Consider the following 19,999-nt stretch of genomic DNA (forward strand, 5'->3'; position numbering starts at 1 on the left):
GCTCACTCCCCGGGAACTTTCACTTCGTTGGGCGAGAACCCAGGATGATTGGTCGGGTTGCGTTGCTGGATTTCAAGGGCTCGCGTGGCATCGCCAAGGTACTTGTAGGCAAGCACCAGCGTCGGCGCGCTTTCCTGAATGGTTTTGGTGACTACTCGTATCCCCGAGGACGCAACGGCCTTGAGGTGCGTGACCAACGCATCCTGCAAATCACTGGCTGCCTGGTGATGCGCAGCACTGGATTTGTTCTTCACCAGATCAAACGTGCTGACCAGATTCTTCAGCATCGCCAGCGTATCGTCCGTGGACGGCACATCCTGACGATTGATCGGTTGGGTCGCCTGCTGGCCAACAGAAGGCGTCGACGGCAACTTCATCGGTTTACTTGCAACCGGCATCGAAGCGATCCACTGCGCCGCTTTCACGAGCAGGGTGTCCTGCACCAGATCAGCCATGGCTTGCGCCGCGGCATTGGTGTCCTTGCCGGTGGTGAGCTTCGGCGCATCGGCGTTGCGGATCGCTTCGAGTTGTTGCGACACGTCGGCAATCACGCCACGGTAGCCCTCCTTCGCGAACGCCTTGAGCTCGTTGATATCGCCGAGCAAGCCGTTGAACTCCGCCGCCAGTTCCTTGGGTAACTCTTTGACCGCTTTGACGAACTCGGTGATGGTTTTGTAATCATCAATCAGCGGTTGAAGCTGCTCTTTGATGATGCCGTAAACCCCGGCGAGGCTGTTGCGCAGATTGGCAATGCCGATCCGCGCCGCCTTGATCAGCGTCATCGCCTGCTCGAACCGCGCCAGGGCTGAAGCCTGGAAAGTCCCGGCCTTGAGTAGGATGACCCCTTGGGTACTGACCGTCGCGGTCGGAAACGGCAACGGTTTATCGGGATAGAACTTCAGCGCAAACGTCACCAGCCCGCCGTCCTGGCGGGTGTGGGTCATGTCGCATTCGCCAACCTTGACCTGCAAGCGACCGAGCCACGGATGCACCAGCTCGCCGCTGCCCGCCTCTAACGCCTTGAGCAGCTTGTCGCGCTGCTCCAGGCAATCAGCGCCGACGATGAAGGCAGTGATGTCATGTATCTTCGCCTGCTGGCCGAGGTCTTCGAAATACGGCAGGTCACGTTGCGGGTATTCGTGCAATTGCCCCTTGCGACCGACCGGGGTTTTCGCCTGGTCGATCCAGAAGCCGACACCGCGAAAGGATGCCGGCAACAAACGGTCACGCCAGTTCATTGAGAACCTCCCATCGACAGCGAGCGATAACCGATGCGCGACGCCACGGCCAGGCCCGGTTGATTGGTTTGCGGTGGATCGGTGCGCAACCCCGCCGGCGCATTTTCGAAGCGCACGGTCAGGCCGCCTTCGAGTTGCGTGCGGTTGTTGATTGCGCTTTGTTGAATCAGCGCACCGGAGCTTTGCGGCAACGAGCCACTTTGCAAGGTACCGTTGCCGGCAGTCGCCGGGCTCGCACCGAAGAGTGCCGGCGCGAATTCACCCTTGCCTTCGGCATTGGTCTGGCGTTGCGCCTGGGTCAGCGTTTCAACCTTGCCGGTGACCTTGGCGATCAAGCCGGCAAAACCACCGTCGAACAGCTCCTTGATCGGCGCGATGACGGTTTGCAGTTTTTGCCACAATTCGCCGAACCACTCGGTGACCGGCCCCCAACTTTCGATGATCTGATCCAGAGGTTTCCATTCGAACAGGCCGTGCAGAAAGTCCACGACCGGCGCGGACAGCGCCAGTACAACGCCCCAGATCGCCGAAAAGACCTCACCGATCGGCTGCCAATACTGGGCAATCTGCTCCAGCGGCGACCACTCGAACAGGCTGGTGAAAAAGCCTCTGACCCGTTGCACTGACGTTTGCAGCGCCATCCAGATCGGTTCGAAGAACCCGACAATCCCACCCCAGGCGCTGGTGAGCATTTCCATCGGGAAAAAATCGAACAGCGTGCGCAAAATATCCCGGGTGCTTTGTACGGCCGACTGCAGCGTCGTGAACATCGGTTCGAAGAACGCGACAACGCCCCCCCACGCCTCGGTAATCATCTGCATCGGCGAGAAGTCGAACAGGTTTCTGAGAAACGCCATCACCGGCACACTCAAGGCCTTGAGCAATTCCCAGATCGCCGCGAACAGGCCGGTCAGCGGCCCCCAGTTTTCGATGATCATGCCGGCCGGGGACCACGCGAAAACCGACTTGAAAAAGTCGATCACTGGCGCCGTCACGACCATGACCTTGTCCCAGATAGCCGAGAAAATTCCCGTGACTGGTTCCCACAGCGCCGCCAATGCCGCCAGCGGTCGCCAGTCGAGTACCGAGCGCAACGTCGCCATCGCACCCGCCCCGGCGTTTTTCACGCCCTCCCACATCCCTGTGAAGAACGCACTGATCGGTGTCCAGTTGGCCACGATCAAACCGGCCGCCACGGCAATGCCCATGGCAATCAGCATGATCGGGTTGGTCTTGAGCACCATGCTCATCACGTCGAACACCTGCGTGGCGCCGGCCACTGCGGTTTGCATCGCCGAAAAGGCGATAGCCCCCGCCGCCAGGCCTTCGACCAGTTGCGGATTGTCGGCGAGCAGGCTGCCGACCTGGGTCAGCACCGGTTCCAGACCGACCACCAGCGCCCCAACGGCCGGCACCAGGGCGGCGTCGACCGAGGCCGAGACCTTTTCCATCGAGGCACTGAACACGTTCATGTTCTGCGCAGCGGCTTTCGGCGCGGCGGGCAGCTCAACGGTTTTCGCCGTGTCGCTGACGTCGTTCAATTTGCCCTGAAACGCCACCGCCGATTTGATCCCTTCCACGAACGGCGTAATCACACTGCCGCCCTTGAACAGACCACTGATGTCCAGTTTGCCAAGGCCAGTCTGTTCGAGATTGTTTTTGAAGCTCTCGACCTTCACGCGCAGGGCGCCGAGTTTGGGCGAGAGTTCATCGATGCCGGTGATCAACACCGGTTTCGGGGTTTTCTGCTCTTCGTCTGCCATCACTGCACCTGCTGCATCGCATTGATCCGTTGCGCGTGCTCCAGCGATTCGCGGAGCACATCCAGTGGCCTGGCCATCATCTGTTCGGGGTCAACCTTCCAGAACCAGGCCAGGTCATAGGCGACGGCAATCAGGTCGGTGATGGCGCCGACGCCGCACTCATGAAAAAACTCGCAACGGCCCAGCTCAACGCGTTGAGGTCAGCCAGATCCAGCTGGTTGACCGACGACGGCGGAATGCCGGCGCAGACGGCGATGTATTTGGCCGCCACGTCCATGTCGAGGCTGACTTCTTCGCTCTTGTCGATCTTGTACGGCAGCGCCTTGATCGCTCGCACTTCCTGCACCGTCGGGCGGCGCAGAACGAGTTCGGTCAGGGGCTCGCCGTGAGCTTCGATCGCAACCTGAAGCTTCACGGCGCCGCTCATTGCCAGGTCCCCTTGATGCCTTCGAATTTCAGTTCGATGGTGGCGTCATCGCCCTTGGAGACCGGTTCTTCGACCAGGTAGGCGCCGGCCAGTACGTAGACTTTGCCGTTGCTGAATTCGCAGGTGACGGTGATGTCGGTGCCTTCGATCAGCTTCTTCAGCGGGAAATCGGCGGTGTGCAGCGCAGTCACTTTGAAAGACGGCGCGATGTCGGTTTCCTTGTAGAAACCGGGCACGACGGTTTCGCGTTTGACCGCCATCAGCGGCGCTTCGCAGCCGCCGTTGATCGTCAGTTGTGCGCCGTCGACCTTGACGTAGCAGGTGCCTGCAATCAGTTGACCCATGGTGTTACTCCCTTGAATGAAAAAGCCCACGCGAGGTGGGCTGAAAGCTTGGCGAAAACGACGGCGATCAAGCCGCGTCGTCGTATTGCAGACGGAACTGGTTGAGCAGTGCGAACACGCGCAGACCGTTGATGTAATCCGGCGGGAACAGCACGTTCACGCGGCTCGGGTCCTGCACGTCGCGCTCGACGATCAGGTGCTCGGCGAACAGCTCGGCGTTCTCGACGTGGCCTTCCAGCTCGAGCTTGGCGTACTGGGCGATCAGTTCGCCGCGAATGGTCGCCGGGGTGACGATCGGCTGACCGGCGCCGAAACGGGTGCCGTCGGAGGCGAGTTTGTGCCGCCCGTATTTGCTGGTGATCACGCTTTGCAGACGGCGCACGATGAACGCCGACTGGTGCATGGTTTCACTGTCCAGGTAGGAGTTGTCGGCCTGGCCGTAAGCGTTTTTCTGATAGGTGGTGATCGAGCGCTGGATGCGCACGTAACCGCCTTCGTAGTACGCGGTGGCGATGCCGTAGTTGAGCAGCGACTGCCGCTCGGTCAGGGTGAAGCGCTCGCTGGCCGGCGCTGGATCGACACCCGGCAGGCTGCCGCTTTGCGTCGGACGGCTGGCGTCCGCCGAGATGAACACCGCGGTGCGCGCAGCCAGTGCCGCCGCTTGTACCCAGAACGGTTGCGGAACGCCCGGCTCCAGCGCCTGGATGGTCATGTGCTGGTCGTTGCGCGCCTGGCCTGCGGCGACCAGAGTGCCGACGGTACCGCGCTTGGCGCTGTAGACGTGACCGAACAGTTGCTTGGCCCACGACCAGCGACCGGTGCTGTCATCCATGACCGCTTGCCAGGTGTTGAGGGTCGACAGATCGGACCACGGCAGCGCGATGAATTCGAACGGCTCGTCGCCCAGTGCCGCCACCGCAGCCACTTGATCCGGCACACCGGCGCCGCCGGTCATGGCAGTGACCGCAGTGGTCAGGCCGGCCGGGGTTTCTTCGCCGTTGCTCTTGCCCAGGCGATTGAGTTGCAGGCTGATGTCGTTGCCGCTGTCGCCGGTCCATTTGGCGCTCAGGGTGATTACGCCTTCGGCCGCGGCTGCGCTGACTGGCAGGTCGGCGGTGGCGTTGATTTTCTGCGCCAGGGCGGTGGCCGCTTGAGCCGCGGTGGCACCGTTGACTACCGTGGCCTGCACCCGCACGCCGCCAACATACAGGTTGAGCACGCCGGCCTGAGTAGCTGCGCCGGTCAGGGTCAGCACGCCTTTGGCGATCGCGCCTTCAGCGTTGTGCAGCGGCAGGCACCAGATCTCACCGATCGGGTCGGCCTTGCGGAAGGTCTCGTACATCGAGGCGAGCATCGAGCCTTGACCACCGATGCTTTTTGCCAGCGCGACGCTGGAGACCAGCACCAGTTTGCCGACCTCGGTCGGGGCGATGTTGTCGTTGACCTGCGCGACGATCAAACGGCGCATGGCCGACGTCGCACTGTTGGCGGCCGAATTGTCCATTTCGGCATAGAACAGCGGTACACGAATGTCCGCCGGGATGTTGCTGAATCCGATCGCCATTATTTGGCTCCCTTTGGTTTGGCTGTTGCGGTTTTGAGAGTGATGTCGCCGTCGGCCAGACGGCGGCGCCACCAGGCGCTGTCGGGCACTTCACGGCCTTCTGGCGGCAGCAGATCGCCGGCCTCCGGGTCAGGCACGACGCGGCCGGCGGCCGGCAGCACAGTGATGCGGTTGCTCATGGGGTTACGTCTCCACAGAAAGTCATTTCCACGCGCCCATCGGGGCCCGGGCGTTGCAGGTTGGGGTCGGCCGGATCGATCGCATCGACCCGCACGGTGGCCCCGGTAAAGGACGACAAACCGTCCAGTTCGCGCTCATGCCAACTCTCCGCAGGCTGACTTGGCAGATTGCGGCCGAGCTGGAAATCGGCAAAAAAGCGCAGCCGATAAAACCCGCGGCTGCTGTTGAGCGAGACCATTTCGCCGCCGTCGTAAACGATGGCGCTGTAGTCCGAATCGGGCTTGAAACCCACCAGTGCGCGCCACAGTTCGGCGCGCAGTTCATGCAACAGATCCAGCGCTTTTGTCGCGTCGCTGGCGTCAAGCACGAGGACGATTTCGAAGCGGTCGCGGATCGGTTGGGTGTTGAGGTTTTGGGCGGTGCTGGTGGTGGCCAGATCGGCCAGTGGCAGCACGTGGGCCGAGGGTGTCGGCAGGTTGGGGTTGCCTTGCAGCAACGGCAGATCGACGCCCACCGAAATGTGATTGGCAAGGCTTGGGCATTGCCCACGCAACTGCGTGAGGATCGGGGTGATCTTCATGAGGGTGTTCCGGAGTAGGAGAAATTTCAGAAGACGCCGCAGGTCTGTGCAGGCACGAGAGTGCAAAAGTGACGGGCTACTGTGAGTCTCGCGGTGGCACTTCACAGACGCCGATGCGCTTGGCCGCCCAGCGCTCGTACAGACCGATAGCCACGTCGGCGCCGGCCATCGCGGTCAGGCAGCCGAATGCGCCGGCAGCCCATATGGACAGACCTGCGGCATACAACAGCATGATCGCCGACACGCCGCAGATCATGCAGGCGCCGGAGCGCAAGGCCAGGCGCCGCAGCAATGACCAGCCGCGGGCGCCCTCCTTGTCCGCGCGCCACATTTCGCCGGACACCCCGCCAACGACGGCCAGGAGGATGACCAGCCAGATCGGCATGTCCGCCAACGCTTGTTGCTCGTTTGTCATGTCACGCCTCCGTTGGTAGTGGGTGATGGATGAGAGTTGGGTTCAAACAATGTCTATTCCAGGTAGGCATTCCAAAAAGCCCGGCGATCAGGCCAGGCTTTTCAGTAATACAGACCCGAACAGGTGGAGCATCGAGAGCAAACGATGCGCTGACCTGATCAATAAGGCGCGGTTGGCCAGACAATATTGGCCGGATAACCCGGCTGCTTGTCGATGTCGCTGACCGCAATCGAGTACTGCTTGTGCGCCAGCAACTGCGCTTGCTCTTCAGGCGTGGCCACGCCGGTGTCAGCCTTGTATTGAAAGGAGTTGAGCAGCAGCCAGTAGGCGCCATTGTTCAGCAACTGCCATTTCTGCTGCTGCGCCTGAGCGATCAGCTCTTGCTCGGTCGGCGGCGGTGGTACGTATTCGGCAAAAGTCCAGACACCGTCGGTTTTAGTGGCTACCCAACCGAGTTGAACCTCTGGGTTGTTAGTCACTTCCGCCCAGATGATGCTGGGGTGAAACATTTGGCTGATGTCGCCGTCCGTTTCGAAAAACTCGACGATTCGATCCTGATCAACGCGTCCATATCGGCGCATGGTGGTTTCCTTTTCTTTAAGTTTGATGAGCGGTGTATCGCCCTGCACCGTCAAAGACCGTGAAGGCAACAGGTGAGCCTCGGTTGGCATTCCAAAAAGCCCGGCACTTGCGCACCAGGCTTTTCAGTAATGCGCTCCTTCGCCTTCCTTCAAATCCTGTGTTCAAGAAGGAAGCTGACTTTTCGGCGCTACTGGCGCGGTACGAGTCCATTCAGATTGTTTTTCCGACCGCGGTCCCTGCCCGCCGGATAACTGCTTCTGGTGCTTTACGCTGCACACCCGGGTCAGTTGCCAACCCTCTGAACCGTTGAGGCCGGTTCATCGCTGCCTGTGCTTGTGGAACTAAAGAGCTTGTCTTGCCAGCCGCTTTGTCGAGCGGCTTGGTGGCAAGAATATGCATGGATGCATAAACAGTCAATGCGTAAATGCATTTATTTATGCATTAAGAATGCGCGAATGCATGGGAGCCCCGCTGCCAAAGGGGTTGGCGGCTTTCAGCAGGCGAAAAAAAACCCGCCGAGGGGCGGGTTTATCTGAAGGTGGTGGGCTTAGCGGGCGTACATACCCCACCAGAAGACGTGGCCGAGGATGACGATCTGCTCTTCCTGGATTTCCTGGAAGCTGTAGTCCTCGTCCGGGTGCTCATCGCGATTGAAGCTGCGCAGACGGATCCCGGTCGGCAGACGGTAGAGCTGTTTCACCCGCAACTGACCGTTGTGGTTGATCGCATAGAGGTCGCCATCGATGATGTCGCCAATGCCGCACTTGCCCGCGTTCACACCGACGGTGGCGCCATCGCGCAGCACCGGCAACATGCTGTTGCCGCGTACCGTCACGCATTTGGCCTGGTCGAACTGCACACCGTTATGGCGCAGGCTGCGCTTGCCGAAGCGCAGGCTGGAGCGTTCGCTCTCTTCGATGACGAATCTTCCTGATCCAGCAGCCAATTCAACCTCACGAAGAAAGGGCACCGACACCTCGTCGTCATCGACAGGGGTGTCGTCGTCCCACAGGCTTATGTCCTTGAGTTCCGCATGCACGTCATCACGCCCGCCGCCGTACGTCGCTGCGACGGCCGCGCGCCCGCGCAGCTGGTCAGTGCTCACGCCGAAGTATTCGGCGATTTTCGAAATGTGTTTATCCGAAGGATCGACGATCTTCCCGCTGAGAATCCGCGAGAGAGTGGATTGAGGCACGCCGGTGCGACGGTGGAGCTCCGTGGGGGAGATCCCGTGCTGATCGAGCAGTGCTCTTAAGACGGAGGCTACGTTGCGTTTTTGCATAACGCGCATAGTGCTCGAAGTCTTTTGCGAATACAAATGCTGTTTTGCATAAACATGCATAACGATGAAATCCCAACAGGACGCGCGCCTGCGTAGGGCCTGCCAGCCGTGTTAATCTTACGCAGCTAGAGAAATATCCTACAGAAGTTTCAGAAACCCCCTATTCCAATCAGCATCATTACTGACTTTGACGCTGGTACGACTTCAGCCAAAACCCACGACCGTCGCCTATGGCCCACCCAGCAGAACTCGACCGTCGAGCGATCGATCCATACTGAGCCGACCATGACCACACCCCATGTAAAGCAGCGCAAGAACAGCGATATCGAAGCGCTGCGCGCGCTGGCAATTGTCCTTGTCATCTTCGCCCATATTGCCCTGATCCTCTCGCCGCAATCGGTCTATTGGCAGGTGCTGGCGGATTACCGCTTCGGTTATGGCGTGGATATTTTCTTCTGCGTTTCCGGGTTCATCATTACCAAGTCCATTGCCAATGAAATTCCGTCCAACCGCAGTCTTCGTGACGTGCTGGAGCTGAGTGTCCCGTTCTGGGTACGGCGATTATGGCGTCTGATGCCGTCTGCCCTGTTCTGGATCGGTGTGTCGCTGCTGCTTTCCTGGCTGTACGGCGGCAGAGGGGTTTTTCTGCAGCTGGAGATATTTGTCCACTCGGCACTGGCTGCTGCCCTGCAGTATATGAACGTGGTGTATGCGGTCAGCCGTGACACCGGCACCCTTGGCGACGCCGGCATCTACTGGAGCCTGTCGCTGGAGAACCAGTTTTATCTGGTGCTGCCGATCATTGCGGTGCTCGCGGGGCGGCGCTGGATGCCCGCTGTGTTCATCGTGATATTCCTGGCGCAGTTCTTTTTGACCCGTCAACTGATTCGCCCGACTCCCGAACTCTGGGCGTTTCGCACCGATGCCATTTCTCTGGGCGTACTGTTGGCGTTGTGGCACGGCAGCGAAAGTTACAAACGTCTTGAGCCCGGCTTTCTGAAGAACGGCTGGCTCGTTCTGTTATTGCTTGCCGGCATGATTGCCTTTCTTGCACGGCTCACCGCGCCCAACCCGCCCCTGCCTTTTGCCATGGGGCTGACGGCGGTCGGCTCGGCCTTGCTGGTCTGGATTGCCAGCTATAACAACAACTATCTGACGGCCAATAGCGCCATCGCCGCTTTTTGCAACTACATCGGCTCGCGCTCTTATGCCATCTATCTGACTCATGTGATTGCGCTGTCACTGGTTCGACACTGGTTTTTCTCCCACCCAGGCAACCCGGTGCCGACACCGTTCGATGGCGGTTACACCGTTTTTTATATAACCATGTTCGTGGCAATCACGCTGTTGTTCTCCGAGTTCAATTACCGCTTCATCGAAAACCCGATGAGAAAGCACGGGGAAAAATTGTCGCGCAATCTCAAGGGCCGATTCGCTCTGGCTTGAAAGAGTCTGTCGGCCGTCGCTTCGGCAGGGTCAAAAAAAACGCGGTAGAATTGCGGATTTTTGACCCTTGCCAGATACCGAAAGAGCCAAGCCTTTGAATATGGATCTCTCCAGCCACACCCCGATTGTGGAGTAGTATTTGTGGATTTTTAGCGGCGGGCCCGTGTTTGCGGGCGGTTGCGCTCGATCAAGGCAGGTTGCATAAATGCATATTTGGCATTGAATGGCATAGATAGGCGTGTGGTTTGCCCCATTTTTGCCCCATCCATATCCTGTCGATCCAAGGAACACTCCATATCAGGACACTCCGTCACCCTCTGATTTACTTCCAGCGTTCAGCAGCGTCCGGTACGAAACAGTGTCATGTCTAGGCAATAGCTCGACTGAGATCGGGAAGCTATAGTTTAGTTAGGATCAGCGTCGCTCGTGACGTGCGAGAAGGCATGATGAGTGCATCAATAAAAAACAAGGAACAGGTATGGCGAGGAAAGCGACACCACAGACTGTAATGCAGCCGAAGCTATCTCTGAATGAAGGGCAGATTAGGCGTGGAATTGAGCGGCTAAAGCAACGAATCGCAGATCTTGATGCATTCGAGCTGAATACCATGCAGGGGAGCACCTCGCCTGAACTCAAAGCTCTTGAACGTAGTATTGAAGACACCCTAGAGCGGTGTTTTGGCACGAATACGTCCGCCTCAATTCGATATAACGAGGCGCATAGTCTTCACTATCAACCGACAATATGGGTTTCTGGCATGCCGGACCCTGATTACAAGGGTATTACGGGAAAAAAGATTAGCCATGCAAAAGCATCGCTAGAACAAGCTATCAATGCATTAAACACGGACCTGGAGGATTTAGACGGCGCCCCCCACCTCAATGCCTCCTCAAAAACAAAGCCTAAAGATAGCTCACCCAGAGTATTCCTTGTTCACGGACATGATGAGGCCGTTCGGGAAACCGTCGCACGTTTCATTGAAAGGTTGGGTATTGAAGTCATCATTCTCCACGAGCAGGCGAACAGCGGCCGCACCATTATCGAGAAAATTGAGCACCATTCAGAGGTTGGAATGGCGGTAGTGTTACTAACGCCGGATGATGTTGGAAGTAAGATTGGAGGAAAGCTAGAACCCCGTGTCAGACAAAACGTACTATTGGAGCTCGGATACTTTATTGGGGCACTAGGTCGCAGTAAAGTTTGCGCCCTAAAGTCCGGTGATGTAGATATACCAACAGACTTCGCCGGTGTAGTTTGGACTCAGATGTCGGGTGACTGGAAGACTGCTCTCGCACGCGAACTTAAAGTAGCCGGTTATGAAATCGACTGGAACAAAGTGATGAGTTAGTGTGGAATTCCCCTTCTGTATTTTTGATCACTCAGATTTGCGCTAACACGCGGGACGCCTATCAAATGTTCATGCCCACTCGCGGTATTGCGGACGGGCATTTTCCCTTAAATTTCTACCCAAGGCGGCCAAGCTCCTAGCCAACACGGGGAAATCGGATAAGCTGATTCCACATTAACTGTGGAGAATGGGATGTGAGCGATCATGATCAGCAGGACAACGAACCAGTGATGCCCGTAGCGACCGTCGACGACCTTGAGCGCATCAATCTTTCGTCGATTCTTACAATGACTAACAGTCTCCACTTCCATACATTGCAGGACGTATTTCATGTGGCGGCTCGTGCTGCCAGCGAGACAGGGGACGCCGCTGCCGAACGTGGCTACAGAGTCCTATCTGTGATTTGCAGTTACCACTTCGATCCTAATCGGACTGACGCATTTAGGCCTCAAATGATCATGGATGGTCGGAGGTCACTCATACCGAGCGATTTCATTGGGGAGCAACAGTCTGCCCTCATTCAGGTCACGGAGCGAATCGATCACCCATTACTAAGAGCACGGATTGCTGATAGTTGTTGGTACACGAACAGAAAGCTCCATAAAATGGCTGAACTTGCTTCCAGCTCTTATCTTGACGCCGTAAATCTATTTTTTACCGGAGGTCTACTCTATCAATACGAGTCAGATTTCGAAGTACCATCAAAAGTTGTTGACTTGATTGAGCGAGCGTTTGCGCTATACGCCTCAACCGGAAAGAGAAAATCCATTCCAAACCACGGCAAAGATACCTTTTCAAAAGCTTATGACACATCAAAACAAAAATTGAATCTAATCGCATTCCACAGACTTTCGTCTCTTGGTCAGAATTTCGAATTACTTGAATGGCAGGCAATTGCCGAAGATGCTGAGTCAATGGCCATTGCGACCAAAGACAAACAATATGCTGAGGCGGTGAAAAAAATCTGGCTCCATGCAGCATATGCATACTCCAAAATTGGCGAACAGGACGCTTCAACTCGGTGCAAGATAAGCGCAGTAGATCAAACACTAAGAATGAGAGACGCAGTAAGCTCATCTATGGCGAAAGCGTCATGGACGAGGGATGCAATTGGTGAACTCAGGGCTATAGGGGGTATGACTGAGCAAATCAAGGCATTAAAGTTGGAATTACAGCAATACGAGGAAGACTCGTTATCAGAACTTGGCGAATTCAGCATCCCAGTTGATTTAACCGACGCGCGACAGGCAACGATTGAGGATTTTGAGGAGCTAGATGTTAACGAAATGTTATACCGACTGGCGTTCGCTTCGAGGCCTCCTGAAAAAATCGCTCTGCATAAAAACTGCCTTCAGAAAAAGGATAAGTACGTCTTATCTTCAACCATGGGGAAAAGCTACTCTGATCAAGAAGGCAAAATGATTGCGCAATCACCATCAGCCGGTTTCGGAGAAAAACCTTCTGAAGCTTGGTTCGACCATGAAAGTCTGACGGAAGTTGGATTTCATTATCATGTTGAAACCGAGGCGTTCATTAAGCCTGCCTGCATAACCATGGCTCAATATGAATGTATCGACGAGAGACATCTGGAGCCGCTCGTTTTCCACAGCGCGTTTGTACCGCCAGGCCACGAGGCCATTTTTGCACTGGGCTTTGCTCGGATGATCCAAGGGGACATGGTTTCGGCTGTGCATGCGCTCATTCCTCAACTGGAAAATTCTCTAAGGTACGTACTGACTAACCGTGGTTCCAGAACCGCAAAACTCAATGTTGACCTAACTCAGGAAGATCAGTCACTCAGCCAAATGTACTCAAACCGCAAAGAAGAACTCGAACAGGCTTTTGGCAAAAACATCACCTACTTACTCCATTTGCTGTTCAACTTGAAAGGCGGGCCTATGTTGAGACATGAAATGGCTCACGGAAAGCTAACTGTTGGCAACTGCTATAGCGCTCCATGCATCTACGCATGCTGGCTAATGTTCCACATTACCTGCTGCCCCCTCGTTAGCATCTGGAAAACTCACATTGCTCCGGCAATCCAGGAGGTGGTTCATTGACCGATTTACACCGGTGATTTCGAAATGGCCTCCGAACTCACGTAATCGCCTAAGCCACGTAATACATCAGGGCAATCCTAGGCCGTAGGCAGGCGCTTATTACCGACAGTTAACTGTCCATAACTGATCTAAACGCGTGGTATAGCTCTGGCTCATCATTTCCCGACGCATGCCCCAATCTGGATTGCTCGGCACACTGGCGGACCGGAGTGTACCCCTACCCCACCGTCCATTGATTTCGTCCAATACCGCCATCACCCTTGTTGCCTCAGCGGGCTGAGAAATGGCGAACAGATCGTCCGTGTATTCACCCTGCTGGCAGAGATTCAGCAGCAGGACTTCTGCTTTGCTGTAACTGAAACCAGGACGGAATATGCGATCAAGTGCATTGACGGCTGCAGTCGTTAGTAACCGAACGTCATCCGTAGGATAAGGTAGATCAACCACGACACCGTTTGCGTATTTAGCCTCATCGGGGTTGAACATGCCGGTGCGAATGCTGACGCGGATCTTCTTGCACAGCGACTTCTGTGCCCGGAGTTTCTCCGATGCCCGCATCATGTAGGTTGCCACCGCTTCCTTGATCGGCGGCAGCTCCTTCAGTCTTTTACCGAACATCCGGCTGCAGCAGATCTCCTGCTTGGGCGGATCTGGCTCGTCCAGCTCTAGGCACGGTGTGCCGGCCAATTCCCGGGCAGTTTTCTCGATCACCACACTGAAGTTTTTTCTCAACGACCACGCATCTGCTTTGGCTAGATCCATGGCAGTCTTGATCCCCATGCCGTCGAGGTGCGCTTTCATGCGGCGTCCTACTCCCCAAACCTCCGCTACGTCCGTGTTACGCAGCACCCAGTCGCGCTTGATGGGGTCGCAGATGTTCACGACGCCACCGGTTTGCGCCTGCAGGCGCTTGGCGGTGTGGTTGGCCAGCTTGGCCAAGGTCTTGGTGTGCGCGATACCAACGCCGACGGGTATGCCCGTGCAGCGCAATACTTGGCTGCGGATCTTGCGGCCGAGGCCGTCCAAGTCATTGATGCCGGCAAGGTCGGCGAAGGCTTCGTCGATGCTGTACACCTCAACGGCCGGCACCATCGATTCGATCATGGTCATGACTCGTTCGCTCATGTCGCCGTACAGCGCGTAGTTCGAGGAGAACGGGACGATGCCGTGCTGCTTGAGCTTGTGCTTGATCTGGAAGTACGGCTCGCCCATTTTCACATAGGGCTTGGCATCGTAGCTCCGGGCGATGACGCAGCCGTCGTTGTTGGACAGCACCACAATGGGTACCTTGGCCAGGTCAGGACGGAACACGCGTTCGCAACTGGCGTAGAAGCTGTTGCAATCGATCAGGCCAAATACCGGTGCCACCTTAGACATGGCTGCGCACGCTGCCGATGATTACGCCCCAGATGGCTAGTTCATCACCCTCCAGCACATAGCGAGGCGGATACTTGGGGTTCTCAGACAAAAGGATCACGTCCTTTCCCCGAATGCATAGTCGTTTGCAGAGCGGATCGTTGTTCAGCAGCGCAACGACGATGTGACCGTGGGCCGGCTCCAGCGAACGATCTACTACCGCCAGATCCCCATCAAAGATGCCTGCGCCCTGCATGCTTTCCCCGGTGATTTTCACCAGATAGACATGCGGGGCACGGATGTTGAGCACCTCATCTAATGAGATGTGTGCCTCAATGTGATCCGCCGCCGGCGAAGGAAACCCAGCGGGCACCTGGAACAAACAGAGAGGCAGCTTCAGGCCGACCTCGGCAATTGGGCCTAAAAATGAATAGCTCATGACGCACGACTTCCGACACTGTACGAACATACAGTTAACTTTCAGAAGCGCTCGCGGTCAATTTCTGTAGGAAATATCTGATAGGCGGGCTACATGTGCGGACGACTCTCACAGTACGACGGCATCCACGACTTTGTAGCGGCGTTAAGCATGCCCAACGCGCTGGTCAATCATACCGGCGACCAACCTTTCGAACGGTACAACGCTGCTCCTACCACCCAGCTGGCGATTTTCCATCAGGAGGGTCATTACCTGCATGCCGACATGGTCCGCTGGGGATGGCGTCCACACTGGGCAAAGGACCGCGCCGCGCCGATCAACGCCCGGGTAGAGAAAGTGGCACACGGCCCATTCTTCCGCGCGATCTGGCCGCACCGGGCAATCATCGCGATCAACAACTGGTTTGAATGGGTCGATGAAGGTGGCCCGAAGAAGCAGCCTTACCTCATTCGCCGGCGAGATCGAGCGCCGATTCTGTGCGCCGCCATCGGCCAATACCCCACCGCAGAACATCCACCTGGTGAGCACGACGGTTTTGTGATCATCACGGCCGACAGCGCGGGTGGCATGGTGGACATTCACGACCGACGCCCTGTAACGCTTTCGCCAGAATTGGCTAGGGAATGGCTAGACCCGGACACGCCCAAGGATCGCGCCGAGCTAATGGCGTTACAGCAAGGCGAACCCACGGAGGCCTTCGAATGGTTCAAGGTCGACCGAGCCGTCGGCAATGTGCGCAATCAAGGCAGGGAATTGCTCAAGCCTAAAGAGGAAGAGCACCCATACTAAAATTCGCTTCTGACGACCTAGCATCGTTATTTGGTTATTTCGTTGTTTCGTTATTTCTTTATTTCGTTATTTCGTTATTTCGTTATTTCGTTATTGCGTTATTGCGTTATTTCGTTATTGCGTTATTGCGTTATTTCGTTAATACACCGTTGCAATAATATCCTTCCGATGTCCTTTAAATATCCAAAGTTGCAAACTCACTAGGATCAAGCGTTAAGATGTGCCCTCCTATACACCCATTGCCCTAGGGCAAGGGATATATACACCCATTGCCCTAGGACAAAGTCCCTTCATACGACCATTGCCCTATACCACGTTACACAGCCTGCTTAACGAGCTAATACTTGACGAGAGTCTGCAATTAAAACTAAGGTACCAAACAAGCAAATTAAATTTTCAAGACCAAACGACGCTTTCCAGTGTCGCGACCTTAATTACCTTACGAGAAGCCAATGAAATACATTAGCTATGTGCGCCTGTGCCTAATTTTCGCCATTGAGTTGATTCGACTGCTTCAGCTTCTCGTTAAGAAAATCCCATGGTGAGAGCTAAAACAAGCCGCCCAACGATTCTGGCGCCCAGTTCATGATCACCAGCTCACCGCTCACCTCGGCCTTGCCTTGCCGCTGGTTGGCAGTGGTGTAGCGAATATCCAATGTCTCGAAGTGGAAGCCCTCGAACACACGGCGGATATCGGGGTGGTCGTTGATGCTGACCATCACTTTGCCTTTGCAGCGGCGCATGAAGTCGGCCATCCGTTCGTAGTTCTCGAATGGAAAGTCGACGCCATACCCGGCGGTCTGCCAGTAAGGCGGATCCATATAGTGGAAGGTGTGAGCACGGTCATAACGTTCTGCGCATTCAAGCCAGGAGAGGTTTTCGACGTAGGTGCCGGACAGGCGCTGCCACGCGGCCGAGAGGTTTTCCTCGATCCGCAGCAGGTTGATGGCCGGGGCAGTTGTCGCCGTCCCGAAAGTCTGACCCGAGACCTTGCCGGCGAAGGCATGGTGCTGCAGGTAAAAAAATCGGGCGGCGCGCTGGATGTCGGTGAGGGTTTCGGGGCGGGTCATTTTCTGCCATTCGAACACCTGCCGAGAACTGAGCGCCCATTTGAACTGGCGCACGAACTCTTCGAGGTGGTTCTGCACGACGCGGTAAAGCGTGACCAGGTCGCCGTTGATGTCGTTGAGGACTTCGACGGGCGACGGTTGAGGCTTCATGAAGTAAAGCGCGGCACCGCCGGCAAAGACTTCGACGTAGCATTCGTGAGGGGGAAAAAGCGGAATGAGGCGATCGGCCAGGCGGCGTTTGCCGCCCATCCAAGGGATGATGGGTGTAGACATTGAAAGCAAGACCTTTACTGTATGGATAAACAGGTGCTAGGCTCGCCGCGCTTTGTGCACGGAGCAAGAGCCTTGGCTGGACTTGCAGGGACCATCTGCATGGACGGCGGTCGGTCTGGGTGTTGACGCATCCGGACTGGCCGCTCTTTTTTACTTCGGTGTTGAAGCAACACGGGTTATGCGTGTGTTGCCGCTCATGCAAGCTAGCGAGAGCGATTGAGTGGTACGACTTCGATAGCAATGTGAGCGAATAAAGCATGAACCTTGTCATGTCATTGCTTGAAAATCAGTGACGAATGCTGCCACTGTGCGATTGAGCTATCTAATCGTATGGGGTTTGTATGGAAGATCTGTCTGACGAGACCGAACTGATCAGCATGGTTGAAGAGATTCTCGAGGAGTATCCCTTCTCTACAGAGGAAGAACGCATCGCTCAAGGCATCGCCCAGCAAGTCATCAACCGTGGATACTCATCTTTAACTGTTGCGCAAAAACGGGCATTCGACTCGGTGTTTCACGGATTACTTTGGGATAAACAGGACCAAAAAGACATAGCACACCGCGCTTACCTGCTCAGTAGGGACTGTCCACCATGAGTCTTCATTTATCGTCTGCGACTGATCGAGCATATGCTTGGCAAGCAGCCAGCGCGATCAGTCCTTGGTCACCGGAATCGGTGATGCCGATAATTCGTTGTGCATGCGCTGGGTCAAGTTCGGCTCTTGTGGGGCCATGAACCACGCCGCCGGTGGCGGTGGCGGCTGACAACGATCCGTTGCAGGCACCGGTGGTGGCGTCGAGTAGGACTGACAGGCGCAGATCAGCAGTGGCAAGCCGGTCGCGCAGGCGACCTTGATCACGTTGGACATCGCTCAAGGCTCGGTAATGGGTTTGTTCACTGGTTGCCAGGCGCTGCTCGAGCGCGAGGCGTTTATCCTGTTCGGCACGCTGTTGCGCGGCCGAGGCCAGATTCAGTTGGTTGAGGGTTTCGGTGTGGAGTTGGGCCTGCTCTGCGAGCTGTTTGCCGTAGCGCCAATCCTGTACTTGCCAGGTAGTGGCCACAGAACCACCGACCAAGACGGCCAGCAACACGCCTTTCGCCAGCAGCCGATACGGCGCCGGTATCAGTTCGCCGAGACGCATAGCACCGCCCTCGCCCGCCCCCACAACTCCAGCCGATCCTGCAGGCCATTGAGACCTCCATTGATCCTGCGGGTGATCGTATTGAATTCATTTTGATCGGCCAGCGTGTTCAGCCCATTCACGAACCAGAACCATGCGGCCGACTCGGCGGCCCACTGCGGCAGCTCCAGCAGTTCAGGCGTGCGCAGCAATCGCTCGTCACCGAACAGTGCCAAGCTGCAGCGCAGGTAGTTGTCGTGGCCAGTGACCTGGATCAAGCCACGACCGCGATAGCGCTGGCCATCACCATCCGCTGCCGGCGTGTTGCCCAGTTTTGCAGCCAGGGTGCCGGTGTCGTATTTGCTCAGGTACTGATCGCCGCCCAGTTCCCGGACGTACTGCAGCTGACCCGACTCGTGACCGACTTGCGCCAGAAACGCGGCTTGGCGTTTCGGCGTGTTGATCTGTCGATGGGCCATGGCTGCGTTGAGGGCGGATACAAAAACGCCCGCTTGGCGGCGGGCGTTGGGCATGATGCTTTGCAGCTGTTGTTCAGTGATGGACATACAAACTCCAGACGTAAAAAAACCGCACTCAGGCGGCGATGGGATGCGGCTATTGCTTCTCGATGTTCACAACTTTGAGGGGTGGTTTCGGACCTTTCTTTTTCTTGACCTTGGATTTACCGGCTTTGCCGGCATTGCATTCGACCGTGGTCGACCAGCCGGACTGGGTGAACACCTGCTCGACCGAATCCGCCAGGTATTCACCATCAAGCCCTACCTTAAACCCCTGAGCGATGATGGGACGCTCGGCGAAGATGTCCGTGCGACCGGGCATCTCAAGCCGCACATCTGCGGTAGAGCGGTTGAACGCTGACAGACGGGCCTTGGCCGCCGCTTCTGCAGCCGTTTTGTTCGGGTAAATATGGCGGTCGGTATGCACTGCCGGCAAGCCGTCCGGTGCATCATCGTTGTCAATGGTGACCACCGCGAGCTTGCCGTTCTTTTTGTCCTGATGCTTGGTGGCCACCGCCTTGTGCGAATTGCGATCGCCGAGACTGAATTGCCAGCGGCTAAGGTCACTGCGGGTCAGCGTGATAGCGCCAAATGCTTTGCCGCTGGCCGTCTGGCCACCTTGGCGCGGCATCACCAAAAGCTTGCCGTCGGCGACCTTGGCCGTGCAGTCGTACTGCTTGGCCAGACGGGTGATGAAATTAAAATCAGACTCGTTGAGCTGGTCGACGCGGGCGACCTTGGTCGACACAGGACACACCGGCGTCCAGCCATTGCGCGCGGCGACGTCAGCCACGATCTTCGACAGCGGCACGTCTTCCCAGCTTCCGCTACGGATGGTTTTGCCACTGCCGCGCATGTCGCTGGCCTTGCCCTTGATCACGATGGTATCCGGCGGCCCTGACACCTCGACCGTGTCGACGGTATAACTGCCCATACGCGTCAAGGTCGTTTCGGCATAGCCCAGGTAGATCTCGATTGAGCTGCCACGCCGTGGCAATTGCACTTGCCCATCACGGTCGTCGATACGCAACTCAAACTCGTCGGACTCCATGCCCGGCTTGTCAGAGGTACGCAGCAACAACAGCCGATCATTGATCTTGGCCGTGACATCGGCGCCATCGGCGACAATGCGAAACATCGGAGTCATGAATTTTTCCCAATAAAAAACCCGCACAAGGCGGGCCAGAAAAACAAGGCGTCGTT

The 19,999-nt window shown here is 56.6% G+C and carries 20 protein-coding genes and 1 pseudogene; 5 read left to right on the forward strand and 16 right to left on the reverse strand.

Annotated elements, in window-relative coordinates; translation table 11 throughout:
* Positions 1–2: 2 nt before the first annotated feature.
* From V6F91_RS04005 to V6F91_RS04050, 10 genes and pseudogenes are all read right to left on the reverse strand, one after another.
* Complete coding sequence (locus tag V6F91_RS04005; RefSeq protein ID WP_332762502.1) at positions 3–1,238, reverse strand: DNA circularization N-terminal domain-containing protein; 1,236 nt, start codon at positions 1,236–1,238, stop codon at positions 3–5.
* Positions 1,225–3,001, reverse strand: a pseudogene (locus V6F91_RS04010) (phage tail protein). The gene V6F91_RS04005 and the pseudogene V6F91_RS04010 overlap by 14 nt, the downstream one beginning before the upstream one ends.
* Positions 3,002–3,131: 130 nt before the next feature.
* Positions 3,132–3,428, reverse strand: coding sequence for a phage tail assembly protein (locus tag V6F91_RS04015; RefSeq protein ID WP_007908778.1), 297 nt, complete (start codon positions 3,426–3,428; stop codon positions 3,132–3,134).
* A complete protein-coding gene (locus V6F91_RS04020) occupies positions 3,425–3,772 on the reverse strand; it encodes a phage tail tube protein (protein ID WP_007908779.1) in 348 nt (115 codons plus the stop codon). The genes V6F91_RS04015 and V6F91_RS04020 overlap by 4 nt, the downstream gene beginning before the upstream one ends.
* 67 nt (positions 3,773–3,839) lie before the next feature.
* Positions 3,840–5,336, reverse strand: a complete 1,497-nt coding sequence (locus tag V6F91_RS04025; RefSeq protein WP_332762507.1) for a phage tail sheath subtilisin-like domain-containing protein — start codon at positions 5,334–5,336, stop codon at positions 3,840–3,842.
* The gene (locus V6F91_RS04030; RefSeq protein WP_208938508.1) at positions 5,336–5,515 is read right to left on the reverse strand and encodes a DUF2635 domain-containing protein; all 180 of its coding nucleotides are present in this window, start codon (positions 5,513–5,515) and stop codon (positions 5,336–5,338) included. The genes V6F91_RS04025 and V6F91_RS04030 overlap by 1 nt, the downstream gene beginning before the upstream one ends.
* Positions 5,512–6,096, reverse strand: coding sequence for a phage tail terminator protein (locus V6F91_RS04035; protein WP_332762510.1), 585 nt, complete (start codon positions 6,094–6,096; stop codon positions 5,512–5,514). The genes V6F91_RS04030 and V6F91_RS04035 overlap by 4 nt, the downstream gene beginning before the upstream one ends.
* Before the next feature lie 76 nt (positions 6,097–6,172).
* Positions 6,173–6,511 (reverse strand): phage holin family protein, encoded by a 339-nt coding sequence (locus V6F91_RS04040; protein WP_186550225.1) that lies wholly within the window; start codon positions 6,509–6,511, stop codon positions 6,173–6,175.
* A 158-nt stretch (positions 6,512–6,669) separates the two neighbouring features.
* A complete protein-coding gene (locus tag V6F91_RS04045) occupies positions 6,670–7,092 on the reverse strand; it encodes a tail fiber assembly protein (protein WP_332762513.1) in 423 nt (140 codons plus the stop codon).
* A 548-nt stretch (positions 7,093–7,640) separates the two neighbouring features.
* The gene (locus V6F91_RS04050; protein ID WP_332762868.1) at positions 7,641–8,375 is read right to left on the reverse strand and encodes a LexA family transcriptional regulator; all 735 of its coding nucleotides are present in this window, start codon (positions 8,373–8,375) and stop codon (positions 7,641–7,643) included.
* Between the two features lie 285 nt (positions 8,376–8,660).
* Here V6F91_RS04050 and V6F91_RS04055 point away from each other — a divergent pair, with 285 nt between their 5' ends.
* The 3 genes from V6F91_RS04055 (at position 8,661) to V6F91_RS04065 (ending at position 13,229) form a co-directional block, all read left to right on the forward strand.
* Complete coding sequence (locus tag V6F91_RS04055) at positions 8,661–9,821, forward strand: acyltransferase (RefSeq protein ID WP_332762515.1); 1,161 nt, start codon at positions 8,661–8,663, stop codon at positions 9,819–9,821.
* Positions 9,822–10,299: 478 nt separating this feature from the next.
* Positions 10,300–11,169 carry a nucleotide-binding protein gene (locus V6F91_RS04060; protein ID WP_332762517.1) on the forward strand — a complete coding sequence of 290 codons (870 nt, stop codon included), beginning with the start codon at positions 10,300–10,302 and terminating at the stop codon, positions 11,167–11,169.
* A gap of 194 nt (positions 11,170–11,363) precedes the next feature.
* Positions 11,364–13,229 (forward strand): DUF7380 domain-containing protein, encoded by a 1,866-nt coding sequence (locus V6F91_RS04065; protein WP_332762519.1) that lies wholly within the window; start codon positions 11,364–11,366, stop codon positions 13,227–13,229.
* A 99-nt stretch (positions 13,230–13,328) separates the two neighbouring features.
* Here V6F91_RS04065 and umuC read toward each other — a convergent pair whose 3' ends face one another.
* The gene (gene umuC / locus V6F91_RS04070; RefSeq protein ID WP_332762520.1) at positions 13,329–14,606 is read right to left on the reverse strand and encodes a translesion error-prone DNA polymerase V subunit UmuC; all 1,278 of its coding nucleotides are present in this window, start codon (positions 14,604–14,606) and stop codon (positions 13,329–13,331) included.
* Positions 14,599–15,024, reverse strand: coding sequence for a S24 family peptidase (locus tag V6F91_RS04075; protein WP_332762521.1), 426 nt, complete (start codon positions 15,022–15,024; stop codon positions 14,599–14,601). The genes umuC and V6F91_RS04075 overlap by 8 nt, the downstream gene beginning before the upstream one ends.
* Before the next feature lie 93 nt (positions 15,025–15,117).
* On the opposite strand from V6F91_RS04075, the gene V6F91_RS04080 reads away from it, so the two are divergent.
* Positions 15,118–15,813 (forward strand): SOS response-associated peptidase family protein, encoded by a 696-nt coding sequence (locus V6F91_RS04080; RefSeq protein WP_332762523.1) that lies wholly within the window; start codon positions 15,118–15,120, stop codon positions 15,811–15,813.
* Positions 15,814–16,361: 548 nt separating this feature from the next.
* On the opposite strand, the gene V6F91_RS04085 is transcribed toward V6F91_RS04080, so the two are convergent.
* Positions 16,362–17,156, reverse strand: a complete 795-nt coding sequence (locus tag V6F91_RS04085) for a DNA adenine methylase (RefSeq protein WP_332762525.1) — start codon at positions 17,154–17,156, stop codon at positions 16,362–16,364.
* Between the two features lie 341 nt (positions 17,157–17,497).
* Here V6F91_RS04085 and V6F91_RS04090 point away from each other — a divergent pair, with 341 nt between their 5' ends.
* Positions 17,498–17,752 (forward strand): hypothetical protein, encoded by a 255-nt coding sequence (locus tag V6F91_RS04090; protein WP_332762526.1) that lies wholly within the window; start codon positions 17,498–17,500, stop codon positions 17,750–17,752.
* 4 nt (positions 17,753–17,756) lie between these two features.
* On the opposite strand, the gene V6F91_RS04095 is transcribed toward V6F91_RS04090, so the two are convergent.
* From V6F91_RS04095 to V6F91_RS04105, 3 genes are read right to left on the reverse strand one after another with little or no spacing between them, the layout of a single operon-like run.
* Positions 17,757–18,299: a lysis protein gene (locus V6F91_RS04095; protein WP_332762528.1), complete on the reverse strand. Its 543-nt coding sequence runs from the start codon at positions 18,297–18,299 to the stop codon at positions 17,757–17,759.
* Positions 18,281–18,844: a glycoside hydrolase family 19 protein gene (locus V6F91_RS04100; RefSeq protein WP_332762529.1), complete on the reverse strand. Its 564-nt coding sequence runs from the start codon at positions 18,842–18,844 to the stop codon at positions 18,281–18,283. Before V6F91_RS04100 ends, V6F91_RS04095 begins: the two co-directional genes overlap by 19 nt.
* A gap of 49 nt (positions 18,845–18,893) precedes the next feature.
* Positions 18,894–19,943, reverse strand: coding sequence for a phage late control D family protein (locus V6F91_RS04105; RefSeq protein ID WP_332762531.1), 1,050 nt, complete (start codon positions 19,941–19,943; stop codon positions 18,894–18,896).
* Positions 19,944–19,999 lie beyond the last annotated feature (56 nt).

This window comes from Pseudomonas koreensis (assembly GCF_036668835.1).
Classification (GTDB): Bacteria; Pseudomonadota; Gammaproteobacteria; order Pseudomonadales; family Pseudomonadaceae; genus Aquipseudomonas; species Aquipseudomonas koreensis_I.

Coding starts and splice junctions, on each gene's coding strand:
- V6F91_RS04005 (WP_332762502.1), bottom strand. CDS start 1,238: ATGAACTGGCGTGACCGTTTGTTGCCGGCATCCTTTCGCGGTGTCGGC.
- V6F91_RS04100 (WP_332762529.1), bottom strand. CDS start 18,844: ATGTCCATCACTGAACAACAGCTGCAAAGCATCATGCCCAACGCCCGC.
- V6F91_RS04105 (WP_332762531.1), bottom strand. CDS start 19,943: ATGACTCCGATGTTTCGCATTGTCGCCGATGGCGCCGATGTCACGGCC.
- V6F91_RS04030 (WP_208938508.1), bottom strand. CDS start 5,515: ATGAGCAACCGCATCACTGTGCTGCCGGCCGCCGGCCGCGTCGTGCCT.
- V6F91_RS04090 (WP_332762526.1), top strand. CDS start 17,498: ATGGAAGATCTGTCTGACGAGACCGAACTGATCAGCATGGTTGAAGAG.
- V6F91_RS04040 (WP_186550225.1), bottom strand. CDS start 6,511: ATGACAAACGAGCAACAAGCGTTGGCGGACATGCCGATCTGGCTGGTC.
- V6F91_RS04035 (WP_332762510.1), bottom strand. CDS start 6,096: ATGAAGATCACCCCGATCCTCACGCAGTTGCGTGGGCAATGCCCAAGC.
- V6F91_RS04015 (WP_007908778.1), bottom strand. CDS start 3,428: ATGAGCGGCGCCGTGAAGCTTCAGGTTGCGATCGAAGCTCACGGCGAG.
- V6F91_RS04020 (WP_007908779.1), bottom strand. CDS start 3,772: ATGGGTCAACTGATTGCAGGCACCTGCTACGTCAAGGTCGACGGCGCA.
- V6F91_RS04045 (WP_332762513.1), bottom strand. CDS start 7,092: ATGCGCCGATATGGACGCGTTGATCAGGATCGAATCGTCGAGTTTTTC.
- V6F91_RS04080 (WP_332762523.1), top strand. CDS start 15,118: ATGTGCGGACGACTCTCACAGTACGACGGCATCCACGACTTTGTAGCG.
- V6F91_RS04075 (WP_332762521.1), bottom strand. CDS start 15,024: ATGAGCTATTCATTTTTAGGCCCAATTGCCGAGGTCGGCCTGAAGCTG.
- V6F91_RS04095 (WP_332762528.1), bottom strand. CDS start 18,299: ATGCGTCTCGGCGAACTGATACCGGCGCCGTATCGGCTGCTGGCGAAA.
- V6F91_RS04060 (WP_332762517.1), top strand. CDS start 10,300: ATGGCGAGGAAAGCGACACCACAGACTGTAATGCAGCCGAAGCTATCT.
- V6F91_RS04055 (WP_332762515.1), top strand. CDS start 8,661: ATGACCACACCCCATGTAAAGCAGCGCAAGAACAGCGATATCGAAGCG.
- umuC (WP_332762520.1), bottom strand. CDS start 14,606: ATGTCTAAGGTGGCACCGGTATTTGGCCTGATCGATTGCAACAGCTTC.
- V6F91_RS04085 (WP_332762525.1), bottom strand. CDS start 17,156: ATGTCTACACCCATCATCCCTTGGATGGGCGGCAAACGCCGCCTGGCC.
- V6F91_RS04025 (WP_332762507.1), bottom strand. CDS start 5,336: ATGGCGATCGGATTCAGCAACATCCCGGCGGACATTCGTGTACCGCTG.
- V6F91_RS04050 (WP_332762868.1), bottom strand. CDS start 8,375: ATGCAAAAACGCAACGTAGCCTCCGTCTTAAGAGCACTGCTCGATCAG.